This window comes from Rhodovibrio salinarum DSM 9154 (genome assembly GCF_000515255.1).
Taxonomy (GTDB): domain Bacteria; phylum Pseudomonadota; class Alphaproteobacteria; order Kiloniellales; family Rhodovibrionaceae; genus Rhodovibrio; species Rhodovibrio salinarum.
Genome location: NZ_KI911559.1, coordinates 3,888,399 through 3,906,156, shown reverse-complemented (window position 1 = coordinate 3,906,156; position 17,758 = coordinate 3,888,399). Strand labels below are relative to the sequence as shown.

Below are 17,758 nucleotides of genomic sequence, written 5' to 3'. Positions count from 1 at the left end.
GACGCCGCCGCCCTGAGGCAACGATCCGCACGTCTTGGGTCTTAAAGATCGTAGCCCGGTTCGCAGCAAACGCATCAAGCCCGTCCGGCGCACCCCAAAGGAGGTGTGCCGGACGGGCCGATTAAGCTGGAACAACGCTATGCGGTGTCTGCGATCACCAACGTCTGCGAGGCACGATCGCCGTTGCCGATTCAGGCGGGACGGACACGCGGGGTGCCGGCCCGGCGCGGTGCATCCGGCCGCTGGTTCCCGGTGAAGGCGGAGAGCGCCAGATCGATGAACGGTGCCGCCAGCAGTGTCGCTATCAGTAGCGTCATCGCTGCGATGAACAGGCCCATGCCCGCAGAGGCCATCGCGAATTCGAGCGGCACGGCCAGCGCCATCGCCAGCAGCGCGGCATAGATCACGGTCAAGACGATACGCTCGATCATGTCGAACTCCTGGTCGATCGAATGGCGTCACGCTCCGCGCACGGTTCGTAGTGGTCAGGCCGCGCGGTGATGAATGTTCGGAACTGGCCGTGATGATGCGCTCAAGCGTGGGCTGGCCAGCTATGATCCATCTCAACCGAGCGACAGCGTGCCGCACCCTGCTTTGGCGCGGCTGCCTGGCGGGGCTGGACGGACTGCCGCGCGCGCTGCTTGGCGCGTTCTGGGATCTCGGCCCGCCGCATGCCGATGTCCTCGAGCACGCGGTCGCTTAGCTCCATGAGCGCCCGCCGGGTTTCGCGCTCGACGCGCTTGCGCCGTACGGCGTCGATTATGCGGTTGGCGGCACCTGCCAGGATCGGTGCCAGGTAGCGTGCGCGCTCGGCTTCGGCGTAGCGGCGTAACTGAGCGGCGGTGAGTTCGTGCAGCGGCGGCGATTGCAGCAAGGGGTGCGGGCCGCGTTGGCGCGCCGCTTGGATCAGATCGCGTTCGGTATCGGTCAAACGGGCCATGTTCGTGCTCCGTGGGATGAGAGGTCCACGGGCGTCGTCACACGAGCGTCTTGCAGTCGGGCGCGGGTGCCGGCGACGTCCAGCGTCGCGCTCTTTATAACCTGAGTATCTTTATGGGTATTATCTGCTTTTCGCAGGTCAGGGGGTGCCCGGTTGCATCGCTGGCTTGCGGTGGATCAAGCGTGCCTAACCGGGCGCGTGCTATTCTAATCAACCCCGGTTTGGACCGCTGTACTGGTCTTGCGATTGCGCGCGATAGTCTCCTTGGCCGCCCCGCGTAATCGTCTGTTTTTCCAAGCTCCACCCGACAGTCAGGCGGCTATGAGGGGCAAGTGCGCTGGCAGTGGTGAGGTCTGTTCGACGGGAACGGGCGTCGCGCCAATACTATACCGGAATGGTCGGGCGCTTGTGCCGCGTGCGTGTAAGGACGCAGCAAACTGCTGTTTTTCGCGTCAGCGACGTGGTCGTGCTGCCGCCGGGCGTCGACGCCTCTTATTGGAAGTGTTCTAATTCTAGTGATGGGCGTGGGCCGAAGCCTGGGCCTTTGCCCATGGGTTTGCACATGAGGAGCACGTCACAATGACTCATCCGAAAAACCGGATGCCCACACGCCGCGGTTTCATCCGCCAAGCGTTCGCCGTTACGGCTGCTGTGGGGGCCGGCGGCTACACGCTGACGCGTGGGCACAACGCCAAGGCTCAGAAAGCACCGAAACAGGCGGTTCAGTATCAACCCGATCCCAAGGGCGATCAGCAGTGCACCAACTGCCAGTTCTGGATTCCACCGGAAGGCGGCCAGGACATGGGCGGCTGCCAGATCGTCGCCGGCGAGATTGATCCGACCGGCTGGTGCAACCTCTGGGCCAAGGCCTAGCCACCCGTGCCAACCCGCCTCGGGCGGGACGGTAGGGAATGGAATTTCACGTCAGGGGGATACGATGCGATATTTGATGAGTGCCGCTGGGGCGTTGGCTCTTGCAGCGGCCATGATGTCGGGGCACCCCGTAGCCGCACAAGATGGCGACATGGCGGAGATCGACGACGCTCAGCTGATCGAGCGGGCGAACGACCTGTTCGATCCGATCCCGACCGAGCCGCCGGAATTGGACGGCAACAAGGTCACGCCCGAACGGGTTCAGCTTGGCCGGATGCTGTTCTTCGATCCGCGCCTGTCGGCCAGCCACGCGATTTCCTGTAATTCGTGCCACCAGATGGGTCTGGGCGGCGACGACAACCAGCCGACCTCGATCGGTCACGGCTGGCAGCGTGGTCCACGGAATGCGCCCACGGTGTTCAACGCGGTCTTCAACACCGCCCAGTTCTGGGACGGCCGTGCGGAGGACCTGGAGCAGCAGGCCAAGGGGCCGGTCCAGGCCGGTGTCGAGATGGCCAACACGCCCGCACGCGCGGTCAAGACGCTGAAGTCGATGCCCGGCTACGTCGAGGCTTTCGGGGCGGCCTTCCCGGAGGAAGAGGACCCGGTCACGTTCGACAACATGGCGAAGGCGCTGGAAGCCTTCCAGGCCACGCTGCTGACCCCGAACTCGCCGTTTGACCGTTATCTTAAAGGTGAGACCGACGCGCTCACCGCCAAGCAGAAGCAGGGCCTGCAGGAGTTCATGAGCACCGGCTGCGTGGGCTGCCACAACGGCGTCAACATCGGTGGCCAGGGCTACTATCCGTTTGGCTTGATCGAGAAGCCGGGGGCGGACGTGCTGCCGCGTGACGACCGGGGCCGCTTCCAGGTCACCAAGACGGCGAGTGACGAGTACGTCTTCCGTGCCGCGCCGCTGCGCAACATCGCGATCACGCAGCCGTACTTCCACTCCGGCAAGGTCTGGAGCCTGGAGAACGCGGTGGCGCTGATGGGCGTGTCCCAGCTCGGCCAGGAACTGTCCGAGGACGAGATCGACCGGATCGTCGCCTTCCTGCAGTCGGTCACCGGCGAGCAGCCGCGTGTCGAATACCCGGTGCTGCCGGAAAGCACCAGCGAGACGCCACTGCCCGTCGAGTACGAGCAGGAGCCGTCGAAGCGGTAAACCTGGGCTGACGACCTAGCTGGATGAAGGCCGCCGGGACCCGGGTTCCGGCGGCCTTTTTGCACGCTGTCCCGGGATGCTGGGCGCGACCTTTCGAAGCTGGACAGTGTACGTGCAAGCCACTATCGTTTGCGTCGTTCGACGGTCCCCGCAAGGGGATAATTGGGAATTCGGTGCGCGGATGGCATCCAATGTCATTCGCAAGTCCGAGGCTGCCCCCGCAACTGTAAGCGGATTCGGGCGCTTCAACAGGCCACTGAGAGCAACCGCTCTTGGGAAGGCGAAGCGTTGACAAGCCGCGAGCCAGGAGACCTGCCGTCGCACAGAACCCCATTGAAACCGGCCGGGGTGCGCCGGAGGGAACAGGATGCGGGCACACTCATCTCTCGAATTTCGCGCATGCGCGCCGATCCTTGAAGGTCGGCGCGATTCTTATGCGTCTCCAGGCGTGAGCCCTGTCGCCGCATCGGGTTTCTATGCCATCGCACCTCCGCCGACATCCCAACCGGTGCGGAAGAGGCAGTCATGTGTGTGGTCTGAGTTTCTTAGCCTGCGGCTACGCTACGAGCGTTTTCGCAGGCGCAGTCCCCCTCTTGACTGAATAACGTTATATCATAACGTTCTATCCTCCCTAGATTCCGCCTTCAGATTGGAGTTCCCGATTCCCATGGTGCGACCTTCTATTTTCCTCGCCGCGGCGGCGGTCGCCGTTCCGCTCGCCATGACCGCGGCCGGCGCCGCGCAAGCGGCGGATACCAGCTATCCCCTGTCTCTCGACAACTGCGGCCGCGAGATCAGCTTCGATTCGCCCCCACAGCGGGTGGTTTCGCTCGGTCAGGCCGGTACGGAAATGCTCTACGCGCTGGGGCTCGGCGACAAGGTCGTCGGCACCGCGGTCTGGTTCAATCCGGTGCTCGACCGGTTCGAGAAAATCAACCAGCAGGTCGAGCGCCTGGCCGACAATGACCCGAGCTTCGAAAGCGTCGTCGCCAAGAGGCCCGAGCTGGTCACCTCGCAGTTCGAATGGCACGTCGGTCCGCAGGGGATCGTCGGGACGCGCGAGCAGTTCGCCGAACTCGGTATCTCAACCTACATCCTGCCCACCGATTGCGTCGGCAAGGACAACACCACCGGCGGCGACGGCACGCGCAACGTTCAGGTCACGACCGACCTGATCCACCGCACTGTCGGGGAACTCGCGCGGATTTTCGATGTGCCCGAAGCCGGTGACGAGGTGATTGCGGACCTCAAGACCCGCGAGCGCGATGCCCGCCAACAGGTCGAGCGGATCGAGCTGGACCAGGACGTATCAGCCGTCGTCTGGTTCTCCAGCGCGGAAATGGACATCGATCCCTACGTCGCGGGCCAGAACGGCGCGCCTGCCTACATGCTGAAGCAACTGGGGATCCGCAATGTCATCGACTCCAACGAGGAATGGCCGACCGTCGGCTGGGAGACGATTGCGCAGAAGAACCCGACGATCATCGTGATCGCGCGCATGGACCGGCGCCGGTTCCCGGCCGACGATTACAAGCGCAAACTCGAGTTCCTGAAGACCGATCCCGTGACCCGGCACATGGACGCGGTGCAGCAGGACCGGATCGTGATCATGGACGCCCATGCGATGCAGCCGACCCTGCGGCTGGTCAATGGGCTCGAAACGTTGGCCGACGCGGTCGAGTCGTACGAGCTGAGCAAGTGATTCGATCCGTACGTCAGATGGCAGTGGCAAGAGGTGCCGGCTATGGCACCCTTGCCTTGCTCCTGCTTGTCGTCACGTTTGCCCTCGGCGCGTCGATCGGCGAGACCCCGATCCCGGTCACGGTGGTTGGGCAAACGGTTGCCAATCATCTGTTTGGCGCGTCCTACGAATTGGATCCGATCGAGGCCGGGATCGTCTGGAACTATCGGCTCAGCCGGGCCGTGGTGGCGGCCTGCTGCGGCGCGGCGCTGGCGCTGTCCGGCGTGATCCTGCAGGCCCTGCTGCGCAACGCCTTGGCCGATCCCTACATCCTTGGCATTTCCGCCGGGGCGTCGACCGGGGCTGTGAGCGTCGCCATTCTCGGCATCGGCGGCGGCGCCATCTCCCTGTCGTTTGGCGCCTTCGTCGGGTCGCTCGCGGCCTTCGCCTTCGTGGCGTTGCTGGCCCGCGGGGCCGGGCGCGGCAAGGGCCAGATCATCCTGGCCGGCGTTGCCGGTTCGCAGCTTTTCAACGCCCTGACCTCGTTCATCGTCACCAAGTCGGCCAGTGCCGAGCAGGTGCGGGGGATCATGTTCTGGCTGTTGGGCAACCTCAGTGGCGTGCGCTGGCCCGACGGCGCACTTGCGCTGCCGGCCGCGGCGATCGGCACGTGCGTGTGCCTTTGGTACGCGCGCGCGCTCGATGCCTTCACCTTCGGTACCGATTCGGCCGCCTCGCTCGGCATCGCCGTCTGGCGCGTCCAGGCTCTGTTGATCGCCGCCGCGGCCCTGATGACGGCGGTGATGGTCAGCATCGTTGGCTCGATTGGCTTTGTCGGCCTGGTCATTCCGCATGCGGCGCGTTTGGTCGTTGGCGTGCGGCACAGCCGTCTGATCCCGGCCTCCGCGCTTGTCGGCGCCGTTTTCCTGGTGGTCTCTGACGTCGTCTCGCGGACGGTGATCTCCGGTCAGGTGCTGCCGATCGGCGTCGTTACGGCGCTTGTCGGTGCGCCGGCCTTCGCCTTCATCCTGGTTCAGGGGCAACGCAAGTCATGACTCTGCGCGCCGATAACGTGAGCTGGTCTGCGGGCGCGAAACGCGTGCTGCGCGATGTCTCCCTGTCGGTGCGTCCGGGGGAGACCATGGGGGTGATCGGCCCGAACGGCTCGGGCAAGTCGACGCTCCTGCGCTTGCTCGCTGGCATTCGACCCTGTGCGGACGGCTGCGTGAGGCTTCACGGCACGCCGTTGACCCAAATGCGTCGGCGCGACATTGCCCAACGTATCGCGCTGGTCGAACAGCAGGCGGAGACCACCGACCACATCACCGTGCGCGACGCCGTCGAGCTGGGTCGGACACCCTACCTCAACGCCCTCTCGCCCTGGTCGCAGGACGACGAAGCCGCCGTCGCCGATGCCCTCGACCGGGTCGACATGGCGGAGATGGCGCATCGCTATTGGCATACCTTGTCGGGCGGCGAGCGTCAGCGGGTCCATGTTGCCCGCGCCCTGGCGCAGGCGCCCGACTTTCTGCTGCTCGACGAGCCGACCAACCACCTCGATATCCGGCATCAGATCGGCATCCTGTCGTTCGTCCGGCAGTTGCCCGTGACCGCGTTGATTGCGCTGCACGATCTGAACCTCGCCGCGATGTACTGCGACCGCATCGCGCTGTTGCAGGATGGGGCCCTGATCGCGGAAGGCCCGCCGGAGGCTGTGCTGACGGAAAGCAGCCTGCGGGATGCCTTCGGCGTTCAGGCGAGTATTCGCCGCGACCCTTCGGATGGGGCCCTGGCCATCCGTTTCAAAGACCCGCTCCCCCAATCTCAGGAATCTAAGGAGGTTGCTTGATGCGATTCATGGCGATCGTCGCCGCCGCGTGTTTGTTGACCAGTCCGGTCGCGGCCGAGGTGCACGAGGTCAAGATGCTGACCCGCGGAGACGCTGGTGCGATGGTGTACGAGCCGGCCTATCTGGAAATCGCGCCCGGTGACACCGTGCAGTTCATCGCCGCCCAAGGGGGCCACAACGCGGCGAGCATCGATGGCTTTGTGCCGTCCGGCTACGCGGGTTTCAAGGGGCAGATCAACGAGGAGATCCGCATCACGCTGGATCAGCCCGGTTTTTACGGCGTGAAGTGCTCGCCGCACTTCGCGATGGGGATGGTGATGTTGATCCGCGTCGGCGAGACGGATGTCGCCCGTCCAGAACTCCCGGCCGATCTTCCCCAACGGGCGAAAGCTCGGTTCGACGATATTCTGGAGGACCTAGGACAATAATAATCTAAATTCGCTCTTTGATCGGCGGCCTGTGCAAAGGCGATTAAGAGAGTGCTGTGATCGCGCGCCCAGGGCCGAAGGTCGTTGCGGCGTGGAATCAAAATGTTGCGGAGAATTGCGCAGCAAACTACTATGCTTTTCTTGGAAGGGATGTTGCGCCCAAGCGGCGCAACAGGGAATCCGGTGCAATTCCGGAGCCGTGCCCGCGACCGTGAGCGGCAAGCGGCGGTTCAATCAGCCACTGGGGCGTGCCCCGGGAAGGCGAACCGTCCGCGCCAGCAGCCGCAAGCCGGGAGACCGGTCCTTTCCGCAAAATCTCAACCTCTTGCCCGGACGGGACCATCCGGGAGAAAGGATCGTCGATGACGCGCCCAGTGACGGGTGATCCGCGGCCGTCTGCTCTGCCGCACGTGAGCAACGACAATCAGAATATCGATCCGGGTGGCCTGATGACGGCCGTGCTGCAGGAGCGTGGCGGGTTGGACCCGGCGCACACCGCGCATGATTTTCTGATCGGCTGGCTGCTCGAACTGCCGGCCGATCTTGATCCAGCGATTGCCGCCCGGCAGTTGCTGGCCAAATCCCCGATGTCCAGTGCCTCGGGTCGGGCCCATCGGGTTGCCGAACTGCTGGCCGAAACGGCCGCGCATCCACGCGCGCGGGCGCATGCGTCTCGACGCCGGTCGGTTAGCCGTCGGCCCGGATGAGCGCTGCGCCCTGGGCGGTGGCTGAGGGGCTGGCCTTTCCCGGAGTTGGCTTCAAAGCGGCAGGGTGAGCCGGGCTTCCGCGCCGCCTTCCGGGCGGTTGGCGAGCGTGACGTCGCCGCCGTGGGCGCGGGCGATGTTGCGCGCGATCGACAGGCCGAGGCCGCTGCCCCCGGTCTCCCGACTGCGGGACTCCTCCAGGCGCACGAACGGGTCGAACACGCGTTCCAGCTGATCTTCGGGCAGGCCGGGGCCATCGTCCGCGATCGTCAGCGTGATCGCCGTCGCGGTGTGCGTCAGCGTCACCTCGGCCGCCTGGCCGTAGCGCACGGCGTTGACGATCAGGTTGCGCACGGCCCGCTTGAGCGCTGTCGGGCGGCAGATGGCATCCAGCCGATCGGGCCCCTGGAAACGCACGGCTTCGCCCGCGTCCGCGAAGTCGTCGCAGATGCTCTGGACCAGGCTGGCAAGATCGATGCGCCGGCTGTCTTCTTCCTGTGCATCGGCTTGGGCGAACGTCAGGGCCGCTTCCGTCATCTCCGCCATGTCGTTCAAGCCGGCCAGCATGCGTTCGCGCGTTTCGGCTTCGTCGATCATTTCGGCGCGCAGCCGCATGCCGGTGATCGGCGTGCGCAGGTCGTGGGCAATCGCCGCCAGCATGCGCGTGCGGTCGGCGACGAAGCGGGTCAGGCGTTCCGACATCACGTTGAAGGCGTGGGTCGTGCGGCGCACGTCGGCCGGGCCCTCTTCCAGCAGCGGGCCGACATTTTCGCCGCGGCCAAGCCGGTCGGCGGCGTCGGACAATGTTGCCAACGGCCGCACGATCCGCCGCACGGCCAGGGCGACGGCCACGGCGACCGCGATCGCCGAAAGGCCGAGCGACAGGGCCATCGGCCAGATCATCTCCGGGATCGGTGGGTGCAGCACGCGTTCGATGTTGAGCCAACGGCCGTCCGGCAGGTGCAGCGACAGGGTCAGGACATCGCCGTCGGGCAGCGGCGTGCCGTAACGACCCCGACCACGTTCCGGGACGCTGCGGATGGTCGCGCGCACATCGACGATCGCCGGCGGCATCGCGCGCTGTAGTCGTGCCTGAAAGCGCAGGTCGCGTTCACCCGTCTCCGCCAGCGGTGTGTCGGCAAGGGTGTAGCGGGTCGTGCTGCTGTTCAGCACGCGCAGGATTTCCGCGCGCCGGTCCGGCGACATCGGCAAGATCAACTGCGCGATTCCAGGCACCCGGTCGAGGGTGAAGGCACGGACCACGTGACGGGTCACGTGCCTTTGCTCGCGCAACAGGATCACCCCCGCGACTGCCTGGGCGGCCACCACTGCCACCACGACCGCCAACACCAGGCGGCCGGTCAGGCTTGTGGGCAGCCAGTGGGTCATGACCATGTGACCTCCTGCGCGAACTGATAGCCGCCGCCGCGGGACGTCTGGATCAGCTGCGGGCGCTTGGGATCGGCTTCGATCTTGCGGCGCAGGCGGCTGACCAGGATGTCGACCGAGCGTTCGAACGCTTCCGTGTCGCGGCCGTGCACCAGGTCCAGCAGTTGCTCGCGCGACAGCACCGTTTGTGGGTAGGTCAGGAAAGCGACGAGCAGGCGGTGCTCGCTGTCGCTCAAGCTGACCACCCGACCGGTGGGCGTGGTGACCTCGCGGCGTGCGGCATCCAGTTCCCAGCCGCCGAAGTGCGCGCGGTGGCCGCGGGCGCTGCCGCGTTGCGGCGGTAAGGCGTGGGTTCGCCGTAGCACGGAACGGATGCGCGCCAACAGTTCGCGTGGGCTGAACGGCTTCACGACATAGTCGTCCGCCCCGACTTCCAGCCCGACCACGCGGTCGGTTTCGGACTCCTTCGCCGTCAGCAGGATCACCGGCAGGTCGAGATGATCGCGGACGTGCCGGCACAGGCTCAGGCCGTCTTCCCCCGGCATCATGATGTCGAGCACGGCGAGGTCGACTGCGTGTCCGTTCAGGAGCGACCTGGCTTCCGCGCCGTCAGCGGCCGCGGAGACCCGCAAGCCCTCGCGCGTCAGGTAGCGGCGCAGGCCGTCCCGGATGTCCCGGTGATCGTCCACGACAAGGATATGCGGGGCAGGGTCGCTCGCCACGGTCGGGGTCTCCAAGTGCTTCGGCTCGGGTGAGAGTAGGGGGCTGCGGCAGGCCGTGCAGGCGGCGATTTGTAACAGGATGTTTCAACCCCTGCGGTCTGAAACACAGCGTTACACACCAAAGCTGGCGGTGAGCCCGGGATCGGCGTCATCTCAGTCCTGCAAGCCAACGGGCCAGACCATGACGGCCCAGCCAACAGCAGGAGACGAGCATGACCCGCAAGACCAAATGGCTCACCAGCACCTTCGCCCTCGCCGTGGCCGTCGGCGCCGCTGGGGTCGCGCTGCAGGCGCAGGCCGCGATGCCCGCGTTCGGCCGGCCGTCGGTTCCCCCCTTCTTCGCGGCGGCCGACGCCAACGACGACGGTGCGGTGACCCGGGACGAGCTGCACGCTTTCGTGCAGGAGCAGCTGACGGCGATGGACGCCGACGGCGACGGGATCGTCAGCGAGGATGAGTTCGAAGACGGCCTGGACGACCGTCGCCAGGCAATGGCGCAAGCGCGCTTCGATCAGCTGGACAAGAACGGTGATGGCGCCCTGTCGCCCGACGAATTCGACCAGGCCCGCGCCGCGCCGGCTATGCAGCGTAGCCGTCCGAACGACGACCGCCGCGCCGAATTCCTGTTCCGCCGTCTGGACGCCAACGATGACGAGGTGTTGCAGGCGATCGAGGTGACCTCCTTCGCCGATCGGGTGTTCGCGCGGGCGGATGCGAACGGCGATGGCCAGGTGAGCGAAGCGGAACTGCAGGATATGCGCCCCGACCGATCCTCTTGGCGTGACGGGCCGCGTGGATCGCGGTTCGACGGCCACAAGCGCGGCGGGTGCCGCTAAGCCTCTGCCCCCGCACCGCCGTGTGGGCCGTCGCGGGAGCCGCCTGGGTGCGGCTCCCGCTCCCCGCCTTGCGGCAAAACCAAGATGCAAGATCAGGAGGATTTGCAGATGAAACGGATTTTCGTGTGGGACGGTGCGATGCGCCTGTTCCACTGGCTGCTGGTGACGGCTGTGCTGACGGCCTATTTCACCCCGGAACGCGTGACCACGCTGCATGTGATCGCCGGCTATCTGGTGGTCGCACTGCTGGCCTTCCGCCTCGTCTGGGGCATTGCGGGCACCGAGCATGCCCGCTTCCGCGATTTCTTGCCGAACCCCGGCGCGGCGATCGCGCATGTGCGCGGGTTGATGCGGGGTGAACCGCGGCACACGCCCGGGCACAACCCGACCAGCGCGCTCGGCGCCTGGGCGCTTCTGCTTCTGCTGGCCGCGACCGTGCTGACGGCGGTCCTGCCGGTGGAAGCGCTGCATCACCTGCATGGGCTGTTCGCCAACCTGACGATCGCGGCGGCGGTGCTGCACGTGATTGGCCTGATCGTCGAGGACGCGTTGACGGGTGAGGGGATCATCGCCTCGATGGTGCACGGCTTCAAGACGATGCCGGAAGAGCTTGGCGAGCGGATGCGCGCCAGCGGCCCAATTCCACGCCACCTGCTTAGAGCCACGCTCGCGGCGATCCTCGTGCTGCTGTCGGCGGGCTTGGCGACCGGTGTCCTGCCGTGGCCGGCCGGCAAGGAGCATGAGCACGATCATGACCGCGCGCAAATCGAACAGGTTGAAACCCCGGCGGCCGGCTTGGTTGCCGATCGTACGCTATCTCAGTGACGTCAGAGCAAGAGGCACGGGCAAGGAGACCCAACCTTGCCTGTGCCGCTCGTTTTAGCGCTCGTCCTTTGGGGCAAATGCTGGGGGCGTGCGAGAGAGTATGTGGCGCGTCGTGCGCCACTCCCAGACACCATCTCTGGCTTGTGCGCATCACGATCGACCCTGCTGTCGAGTTCGCGACGGGGCGAGGTTGGCGGCATCGTAGCGGGCTTGTCTCCCGAACAATGCGCCGAGCTGGCCCGCCGCGCTAGATCATGTTTCAGCCACACAAGGTATGAGGTTTAGATGGTCTTATTGGCTGTTAATATTTTGTTTTGCAGCCATGCTTATTTATACTTGTTAAGTAATAATATAAATAACTCTGTGGAAATATGTGCTATGGAAGATTATAGCCCATTGAACCCAGTTTTCGTCGACGCGTTTCCTTTTAAAGGCCCATTATTGCGAACGGTTCGCGGTTAGCCTAGGCTCGCGCCGGTTTTCGGCGGTAGAGCGGCCCTTTGGACAGTGGCGAGCACGCGGCACCAGCATCTCGATCAGGTTTTCAATGGGCAGCGTCCGCTGCTCCTGCGTACTTTGGTGCGCATGGTGGGCAACGCCGCGACCGCCGAGGACTTGCTGCAAGAGACCTATCTCCGTGTTCGCGCGGCGGCGAGTGAACGATCCGTCGAGTATGTCCAGCCGTTCATTTACCAGACCGCTCGGAATCTGGCGTTGGACCACTTGCGTGGCGAGCGCCGCCGCAGCGCCCTGATCGACCGGCGTCCGGAGGCGGAAGAGATCGCGAACGTTGCCGCTTCGGCCCCGACCCCGGAGACCCGAACGCGCGACCGGGAAATGGTCGCGCGCTTGGAGGGGACGCTCGCGCGCTTGTCGAAGCGAGAGCGGGATGTGTTCCTGCGCGCCAAGCTGCATGGGTGGAGCTACGCGGAGATCGCAGCCGATTTGGGCGTTTCCAAGAGCACCGTCCAGAAAGACCTGACCGCCGCGCTCAACGCGTGTCTGCACAGTTACGAGGGTTTTAACGAGCCTTGATTGCGCGACGGCGCCCCGGCAAACGTCTAGGTCAGTGTGAGGCTACAACTTCAGGGTGAATGTCGGTTTATGGCGCGCGGCGATCAGGACTGGGGCGATACTGGAGGGCACGACGGAGAGGAGCCCGCCCTGCAACAGGCGTTAGCCTGGTTCATCCAGCTCCAGGATACCGCGGCCTCCGAAGACGACCGGCAGGCGTTCCAGGCCTGGTACGAGGCCGATCCGGCGCACCGCGCGGCATACCGGCGGGTCCAGGCGGCCTGGCAAGCCCCCGAGCTCGACCAGGCGGCGCATCGGCTGGCGGCGGATACCGACAGGCGGCCTTCATGGCGGGGACGTCGGGCGCTTGCGCTGGCTGCTTCCGTGCTGCTTCTGCTTGCGGGGGCGGGCGTTTACTTCGATCTGCCGCTGCGTTTGCGCGCGGATCATATGACCGCGGTTGGCGAGCAGCGGCAGATCGCCCTGGGCGATGGGTCCACCGTACTGCTCGATACGGCAAGCGCGATCAGTGTTGATATGTCGGATGAACAGCGTGCCGTCAGCGTGCTTGCCGGCCGCGCCTATTTCGACGTCGTCAAGCGGCCGCAGCGTCCTTTTCGGGTCGAGCTCGGACGCGCAACCGTCGAGGTCACGGGCACGGCCTTCGCGGTCTCGCGTGCCGGTGAGACCGCCGCCGTCGCCTTGCGTCGCGGCAGCCTTCGCGTCCGTGCCGGGGAAAGGTCGGCACGTCTGACGCCCGGGCAGCGGGTGCAGGTTGGGGGGGATGGTTTGACGTCTCCGACCCCCGTGGCCTTCGCCGAAACGGCCAGCTGGGTCGACGGGCGCCTGGTGTTTCAGGATCGCCCCCTGGATGCCGTAATCGACAGCTTGGCCCGCTACCATCCCGGTTTGATCGTCGTTGCCGACCCGTCCCTGGGACGTTTGCGGGTGAGCGGGAACTATCGCCTCGATGATCCCGTCGGCACGGTCGCGCAATTGGCCCGCCTGACCGGGGCGAACCTCGCCCGCGTGTCCGACCGTCTCCTCATCCTCTACTAGGCCGCCAAGCGGCCCTGTCTGGCCCCGCGCCGGGGAGTAGAAAAATTTTACGCGATCCGTGCGGCCCAGTCGTCAAGGGCAGGGATGCGAATGAGGTGCATTCGCAATTGACCTTGTGCGACCGCGCTAAGACAATGGGGGCAGCATGACCGAATGGGGGGCCGCGCACAGCGAAGGTGCGGCGGCAGTATCGCGTGAAGACAACCCGGCACCGCGCCAGCGACTGGCCGCCGCCTTGGCCGTCACGGCTCTGATTAGCACCCTGGCCGTCCCGGCCTGGGCACAGGAGAGCGGGCAGGAGCCCAGCCAACAGGTGCAGCAGACCTATGCGTTCGACATCGGCCCGCAATCTCTGGCTTCCGCGTTGAACGCGTTCAGCGACGTGACCGGGTGGCAGGTCGGGTATCGTTCGGAGGTCGCCGATGGGGCTACGACGGACGGCGTGTCAGGTCAATACACCGCCGCGTCGGCGTTGCGTCAACTGCTTGCCGGCAGCGGACTCAGCTACAGCAAGACGGGCGCACAAACGGTGACGCTGGAACGGATCGCCCCGGCGGAGGCAAGCATAGGCGGCGAGGAACTGGGCCCCGTGGTCGTCTCGGCCACGCGCACCGATACCCCCGCGTCCAAGCTCACCCGCTCGGTGACGGTGGTCGACCAGGAGGAAATCAGCAAGCAGAAGCGCACCGGCCGGAATCTTGGCGATATCCTGTCCAAGACCGTGCCCGGCTTCAGCCAGAGTACCGAAGCGCTGACCAACTATGGCCAGACGATCCGGGGGCGCAAGTTCCTCACCATGATCGACGGCGTGCCGCAAACGATGAGCCTGCGTGACAGCGGCCGTGCGCTGAACACGATCGACGCCGATGCGATCGAGCGCGTTGAAGTGGTGCGCGGCGGCACGGCGGCCTATGGCTTCGGGGCGACCGGCGGTCTGGTCAACGTGATCACGCGCCGTCCCGAGGATGGGGCGATCAACGGCCATTCCGAAGGCGGTTTCAAACTCTCGACCACGCATCCCGACGAGTCGCTGGAATGGCACACCAACCACCGTGTCTCGGGGCGGACCGGGAAGATCGATTACCTGTTCAGCGGCACGTTCGTGCAGCGCAACAGCCGCTTCGATGCGGACGGCGACCGGATCCCGGCCTACGGCTTCGGGGCCCAGGGCGGCCTCGCCGATACGGATGAGTACGACATGCTGGGCAAGCTGGGGTACGAGTTCGATGGCGGCGATCAGCGGCTCGAAGTCACCGTCAACCACTACGACATCGAGCAGGACACCAACTGGGCCGGCATCGGTACCGGCGTGCCTAGCGAGGACATCAAGACGCCGGCGGTGCGCGGCGATCAGGGTGGCGAGAACATGTTCACCGAGAGCACTGTCGGCAGTCTGTCGTACCGGAACCGCGACGTGTTCGGCAGCGAGGTGAAATCGAAGGTCTACTACAGCGACCTCGCGACCCAGCTCGCCAAATGGCCGGGCTACCCCCAGGATTCATACAGTTCCGAGAAGCTCGGCGGACGTTTGACGGTGGATACGCCGGTCGATTTCGACGCCCTGCCGTTCAACCTCGTCTGGGGGACCGACTACCTGCACGACAAGACCGTGTCGAACCGGGTCGATGGTTCGGTGATCACCCCGGACCAGGAACAAAACGCCTATGCCGGCTTCGTCCAGGCCGAGGTGCCGGTGGGCGAGATCGCCATGCTGCGCGGCGGGGTGCGGCATGAGTACATCACCCTCGATGTCGGCGACGTGACCAACTATTACGGCGTCGACGTCGATGGCGGGGAGCTGACTTTCAACGAGACGCTGTTCAACGCCAGTGCCGTCGTGTTCGTCACCGATCGCGTTGAGTTGTTCGGTGGCTATTCGCAGGGCTTTTCGCTCGCCGACATGGGTGCGGCGATCGCCTACACCAGCCAGACCGACGCCGAGAACCTGGAATCCGAAGCGCAGAAGGTCGACAACTACGAGATCGGCCTGCGCGGCAACTACGGTCGGTGGGACGGTTCGATCACCGGCTTCTACAGCCAGTCCGACAAGGGCACCACTTACAGCTACACCGACCTGAGCATCGCCAAGGAGCCGGAGCGCATCTATGGCCTTGAGCTCTCCGGCAACCTGCAGGTAACGCAGCAGGTCCGCGTCGGCAGTACCTTCACCTGGATGGAAGGCGAGGTCGATATCGACGGCGACGACGACTATGAGGAGGACCTGCCGAGCACGCGGGTGCCGCCGATCAAGCTCACCTCCTACGTCGAATACGATCCTACCGATTGGGCCTCGTTGCGCCTGCAGGGGCTCTATTCCGGTCACCGCAACCCGGACTCCTCGCAATACGGCGGTGGCGACGTCGATTCCTACGTTCTGTTCGACCTGTTCGCCAGCTTCGATACCGGCTATGGAACGTTGGAACTGGGGATCCAGAACCTCTTGAACGAGGATTATTTCCCGGTGTTGCATCAAGCTGCGGCAAACCCGGACTACTTCAATGCCGGCCAGGGACGGACGGCTTCAATCACCTATTCGGTCAAATGGTAGCAACGCTTACAAACGTACTTCCCGGCGGCCGGCCAGCGCACGCGGGTGCGCCGGCCGGCTTCAATCTGCGCAATGTCGGTTTCCGCATCGGCGAACACGAGCTGCTCCGGGACATCAGTGTCGGGCTGGAGCACGCTCAGGTGTACGGCCTGATCGGTCACAATGGCTCCGGAAAAACCACGCTGATGAAGCTGCTCGCCCGGCAGAACACGCCTAGCGAGGGCAAGATCGCGTTCGCCGACCGCGATCTTGCCGCATGGCCGCAACGTACCTTCGCCCGCGAGGTCGCCTACATGGCCCAGCGGCTTCCGGATGCGACCGGCCTGACGGTCTCGGAACTGGCCGCGCTCGGTCGCTATCCCTGGCACGGTGCCCTCGGCCGCTTCGAACAGGGCGACCGCGAGCGGGTGCAGGAAGCTCTGACGCTGACTCACATGGACAGTCTGGCGGACCGGCTGGTGGATACTTTGTCGGGCGGCGAGCGTCAGCGGGCCTGGCTGGCGATGCTGCTGGCCCAGGACAGCCGCTGTATCCTGCTGGACGAGCCCATCGCGGCGCTCGACGTGGCCCATCAGGTCGAGGTCATGCAACTGGTGGTACAGCTGTGCCGTCAGCGCCAGCTGACCGTCGTGGTGGTCATGCACGACATCAATCTGGCCGCGCGCTTCTGCGATCAGTTGATCGCGCTGCACAGCGGCCGGCTGGTCGCGCAAGGGCCGCCTGACGACGTGGTCCAGCCGCAGGTGCTGGAACGGGTCTACGGGGTGCAGATGGGGGTTATCGATCATCCGGAGAAGGCGATCCCGCTCTGCTATGTCGTCTGAAGCCGGCACCATGACGGCCAGTGCCGACCCCAGTTCCGCGGATCGGTTCGCCGATCAACTGGATGCCTTGCTTGCCACCCACTGGCCGCTTGGTCGCGGCCGGATCGTCGGGCCGTCCGGGGGCCCCGGCGGTCAGAATCTGCAAACCCTGCTGGCAGATCGCGACGTCGATCGGCTGCTGATGCGCTTCCACGCCGCGCAGGGTAGTCAGGACCTGCGCGCAACCGCGTCGGTTTGGAGCCAGTGGTATCTGGCCACCACCTGGCCGGTCCTGATCGGAGCTACGCTCCTTTTCGACGAGCTGCCGCCGCTGGGCGTCGACGCGGTCGCGCTGGTCACCGATGCCGAAGGCTGCCCGGCTGGTCTGGAAGTGCGCGGGCCCACCCGGCGCGCCCCCGTCGAGCACCGGTTGGACGAGCTGGTGTTCGCGCAGGCCGCTCCGCTCCTGGAGGCGGTGATGCGGGCCAGCCGGCTGCCGAAGGGCGTGCCCTGGAGCAATGCGGCGACGGTCCTGAACTGGACGCTCGAGCAACTGGCCGACAAGCTGCCGCCGGCGCAGTTGGCACCGGTGCGCGCGCTTTTCGATACCCGGGATGGCCTGAACGGAGGCCCCAATCCGTTGGCGGTGGCGATGCGGGAGACGCCACAGGGCCAAGTCCGAAGCTCCTGCTGTTTGCGCTACAAGCTGAGCGGCTTCCCGTACTGCGGCAACTGTCCAATTCCAGCCGAGCGCCGCGACAGCCGTTTCATGCCCGACGATACAACCACCTAAAGCATGCGGGGCGCGCGGTTGCGCCTCGACCGGATGGATGGCGGTTGGCCGGGGCGGTCGGCATGCGCGGGTTTTGATAAGTCGCCGTCCCCGTCAAGAAACTGAAGCGAATGTGTCATCCCGCTTTCA

The 17,758-nt window shown here is 65.4% G+C and carries 18 protein-coding genes and 2 riboswitches; of the genes, 14 read left to right on the top strand and 4 right to left on the bottom strand.

The features are described from left to right. Positions 1 to 191: 191 nt before the first annotated feature. Together RHOSA_RS0118170 and RHOSA_RS23515 are read right to left on the bottom strand one after the other, a co-directional pair. Positions 192 to 431, bottom strand: a complete 240-nt coding sequence (locus RHOSA_RS0118170) for a hypothetical protein (RefSeq protein WP_027289790.1) — start codon at positions 429 to 431, stop codon at positions 192 to 194. Between the two features lie 101 nt (positions 432 to 532). Beyond that, entirely contained in the window at positions 533 to 940 is a 408-nt protein-coding gene (locus RHOSA_RS23515) for a DUF1127 domain-containing protein (RefSeq protein WP_037256618.1), read from the bottom strand. 579 nt (positions 941 to 1,519) lie between these two features. Between RHOSA_RS23515 and RHOSA_RS0118160 the strand changes: the two genes are divergently transcribed. The 7 genes from RHOSA_RS0118160 (at position 1,520) to RHOSA_RS0118130 (ending at position 7,643) form a co-directional block, all read left to right on the top strand. Continuing rightward, a complete protein-coding gene (locus RHOSA_RS0118160) occupies positions 1,520 to 1,813 on the top strand; it encodes a high-potential iron-sulfur protein (RefSeq protein ID WP_027289789.1) in 294 nt (97 codons plus the stop codon). Between the two features lie 64 nt (positions 1,814 to 1,877). Continuing rightward, complete coding sequence (locus RHOSA_RS0118155) at positions 1,878 to 2,978, top strand: cytochrome-c peroxidase (protein ID WP_215905022.1); 1,101 nt, start codon at positions 1,878 to 1,880, stop codon at positions 2,976 to 2,978. Positions 2,979 to 3,103: 125 nt separating this feature from the next. Next, positions 3,104 to 3,312: riboswitch (cobalamin riboswitch) on the top strand. 333 nt (positions 3,313 to 3,645) lie between these two features. After that, positions 3,646 to 4,680: an ABC transporter substrate-binding protein gene (locus RHOSA_RS25835; protein ID WP_200372095.1), complete on the top strand. Its 1,035-nt coding sequence runs from the start codon at positions 3,646 to 3,648 to the stop codon at positions 4,678 to 4,680. Positions 4,681 to 4,697: 17 nt separating this feature from the next. Beyond that, complete coding sequence (locus tag RHOSA_RS0118145; RefSeq protein ID WP_037256616.1) at positions 4,698 to 5,714, top strand: FecCD family ABC transporter permease; 1,017 nt, start codon at positions 4,698 to 4,700, stop codon at positions 5,712 to 5,714. Beyond that, positions 5,711 to 6,508 carry an ABC transporter ATP-binding protein gene (locus RHOSA_RS0118140; RefSeq protein WP_027289785.1) on the top strand — a complete coding sequence of 266 codons (798 nt, stop codon included), beginning with the start codon at positions 5,711 to 5,713 and terminating at the stop codon, positions 6,506 to 6,508. Before RHOSA_RS0118145 ends, RHOSA_RS0118140 begins: the two co-directional genes overlap by 4 nt. A gap of 8 nt (positions 6,509 to 6,516) precedes the next feature. Continuing rightward, positions 6,517 to 6,936 (top strand): pseudoazurin, encoded by a 420-nt coding sequence (locus RHOSA_RS0118135; RefSeq protein WP_242468895.1) that lies wholly within the window; start codon positions 6,517 to 6,519, stop codon positions 6,934 to 6,936. A 131-nt stretch (positions 6,937 to 7,067) separates the two neighbouring features. Then, positions 7,068 to 7,256, top strand: a riboswitch (cobalamin riboswitch). 42 nt (positions 7,257 to 7,298) lie between these two features. Continuing rightward, positions 7,299 to 7,643 carry a hypothetical protein gene (locus RHOSA_RS0118130; protein ID WP_027289783.1) on the top strand — a complete coding sequence of 115 codons (345 nt, stop codon included), beginning with the start codon at positions 7,299 to 7,301 and terminating at the stop codon, positions 7,641 to 7,643. A gap of 51 nt (positions 7,644 to 7,694) precedes the next feature. On the opposite strand, the gene RHOSA_RS0118125 is transcribed toward RHOSA_RS0118130, so the two are convergent. Together RHOSA_RS0118125 and RHOSA_RS0118120 are read right to left on the bottom strand one after the other, a co-directional pair. Further along, entirely contained in the window at positions 7,695 to 9,029 is a 1,335-nt protein-coding gene (locus RHOSA_RS0118125; RefSeq protein WP_169816652.1) for an ATP-binding protein, read from the bottom strand. Beyond that, complete coding sequence (locus RHOSA_RS0118120) at positions 9,026 to 9,751, bottom strand: response regulator (protein ID WP_027289781.1); 726 nt, start codon at positions 9,749 to 9,751, stop codon at positions 9,026 to 9,028. The genes RHOSA_RS0118125 and RHOSA_RS0118120 overlap by 4 nt, the downstream gene beginning before the upstream one ends. Before the next feature lie 212 nt (positions 9,752 to 9,963). Between RHOSA_RS0118120 and RHOSA_RS23510 the strand changes: the two genes are divergently transcribed. The 7 genes from RHOSA_RS23510 to fhuF all read left to right on the top strand — a co-directional run bounded on the left by RHOSA_RS23510 (position 9,964) and on the right by fhuF (position 17,629). After that, a complete protein-coding gene (locus tag RHOSA_RS23510) occupies positions 9,964 to 10,587 on the top strand; it encodes a CREC-EF hand family protein (protein WP_037256614.1) in 624 nt (207 codons plus the stop codon). Positions 10,588 to 10,695: 108 nt separating this feature from the next. Next, positions 10,696 to 11,412 (top strand): cytochrome b/b6 domain-containing protein, encoded by a 717-nt coding sequence (locus RHOSA_RS23505; protein ID WP_169816651.1) that lies wholly within the window; start codon positions 10,696 to 10,698, stop codon positions 11,410 to 11,412. Between the two features lie 507 nt (positions 11,413 to 11,919). Then, the gene (locus tag RHOSA_RS0118105) at positions 11,920 to 12,447 is read left to right on the top strand and encodes an RNA polymerase sigma factor (RefSeq protein WP_027289780.1); all 528 of its coding nucleotides are present in this window, start codon (positions 11,920 to 11,922) and stop codon (positions 12,445 to 12,447) included. Between the two features lie 69 nt (positions 12,448 to 12,516). Beyond that, positions 12,517 to 13,485, top strand: a complete 969-nt coding sequence (locus RHOSA_RS0118100) for a FecR family protein (RefSeq protein ID WP_027289779.1) — start codon at positions 12,517 to 12,519, stop codon at positions 13,483 to 13,485. A gap of 145 nt (positions 13,486 to 13,630) precedes the next feature. Beyond that, positions 13,631 to 16,033, top strand: a complete 2,403-nt coding sequence (locus tag RHOSA_RS23500) for a TonB-dependent receptor (RefSeq protein WP_051432312.1) — start codon at positions 13,631 to 13,633, stop codon at positions 16,031 to 16,033. Then, positions 16,027 to 16,857 carry an ABC transporter ATP-binding protein gene (locus RHOSA_RS0118090; RefSeq protein WP_081728827.1) on the top strand — a complete coding sequence of 277 codons (831 nt, stop codon included), beginning with the start codon at positions 16,027 to 16,029 and terminating at the stop codon, positions 16,855 to 16,857. Before RHOSA_RS23500 ends, RHOSA_RS0118090 begins: the two co-directional genes overlap by 7 nt. Next, positions 16,847 to 17,629 carry a siderophore-iron reductase FhuF gene (gene fhuF, locus RHOSA_RS0118085; protein ID WP_027289777.1) on the top strand — a complete coding sequence of 261 codons (783 nt, stop codon included), beginning with the start codon at positions 16,847 to 16,849 and terminating at the stop codon, positions 17,627 to 17,629. The genes RHOSA_RS0118090 and fhuF overlap by 11 nt, the downstream gene beginning before the upstream one ends. The last annotated feature ends 129 nt before the right edge of the window (positions 17,630 to 17,758 follow it).

Excerpts from the sequence above, each read along its gene's own strand:
- RHOSA_RS0118100 (WP_027289779.1), top strand. The coding sequence starts at position 12,517 with ATGGCGCGCGGCGATCAGGACTGGGGCGATACTGGAGGGCACGACGGA.
- RHOSA_RS0118135 (WP_242468895.1), top strand. The coding sequence starts at position 6,517 with ATGGCGATCGTCGCCGCCGCGTGTTTGTTGACCAGTCCGGTCGCGGCC.
- RHOSA_RS23500 (WP_051432312.1), top strand. The coding sequence starts at position 13,631 with ATGACCGAATGGGGGGCCGCGCACAGCGAAGGTGCGGCGGCAGTATCG.
- RHOSA_RS0118140 (WP_027289785.1), top strand. The coding sequence starts at position 5,711 with ATGACTCTGCGCGCCGATAACGTGAGCTGGTCTGCGGGCGCGAAACGC.
- RHOSA_RS23515 (WP_037256618.1), bottom strand. The coding sequence starts at position 940 with ATGGCCCGTTTGACCGATACCGAACGCGATCTGATCCAAGCGGCGCGC.
- RHOSA_RS0118155 (WP_215905022.1), top strand. The coding sequence starts at position 1,878 with ATGCGATATTTGATGAGTGCCGCTGGGGCGTTGGCTCTTGCAGCGGCC.
- RHOSA_RS0118160 (WP_027289789.1), top strand. The coding sequence starts at position 1,520 with ATGACTCATCCGAAAAACCGGATGCCCACACGCCGCGGTTTCATCCGC.
- RHOSA_RS23510 (WP_037256614.1), top strand. The coding sequence starts at position 9,964 with ATGACCCGCAAGACCAAATGGCTCACCAGCACCTTCGCCCTCGCCGTG.
- RHOSA_RS23505 (WP_169816651.1), top strand. The coding sequence starts at position 10,696 with ATGAAACGGATTTTCGTGTGGGACGGTGCGATGCGCCTGTTCCACTGG.
- RHOSA_RS25835 (WP_200372095.1), top strand. The coding sequence starts at position 3,646 with ATGGTGCGACCTTCTATTTTCCTCGCCGCGGCGGCGGTCGCCGTTCCG.
- RHOSA_RS0118130 (WP_027289783.1), top strand. The coding sequence starts at position 7,299 with ATGACGCGCCCAGTGACGGGTGATCCGCGGCCGTCTGCTCTGCCGCAC.
- RHOSA_RS0118170 (WP_027289790.1), bottom strand. The coding sequence starts at position 431 with ATGATCGAGCGTATCGTCTTGACCGTGATCTATGCCGCGCTGCTGGCG.
- RHOSA_RS0118125 (WP_169816652.1), bottom strand. The coding sequence starts at position 9,029 with ATGACCCACTGGCTGCCCACAAGCCTGACCGGCCGCCTGGTGTTGGCG.
- RHOSA_RS0118090 (WP_081728827.1), top strand. The coding sequence starts at position 16,027 with ATGGTAGCAACGCTTACAAACGTACTTCCCGGCGGCCGGCCAGCGCAC.
- RHOSA_RS0118145 (WP_037256616.1), top strand. The coding sequence starts at position 4,698 with ATGGCAGTGGCAAGAGGTGCCGGCTATGGCACCCTTGCCTTGCTCCTG.
- fhuF (WP_027289777.1), top strand. The coding sequence starts at position 16,847 with ATGTCGTCTGAAGCCGGCACCATGACGGCCAGTGCCGACCCCAGTTCC.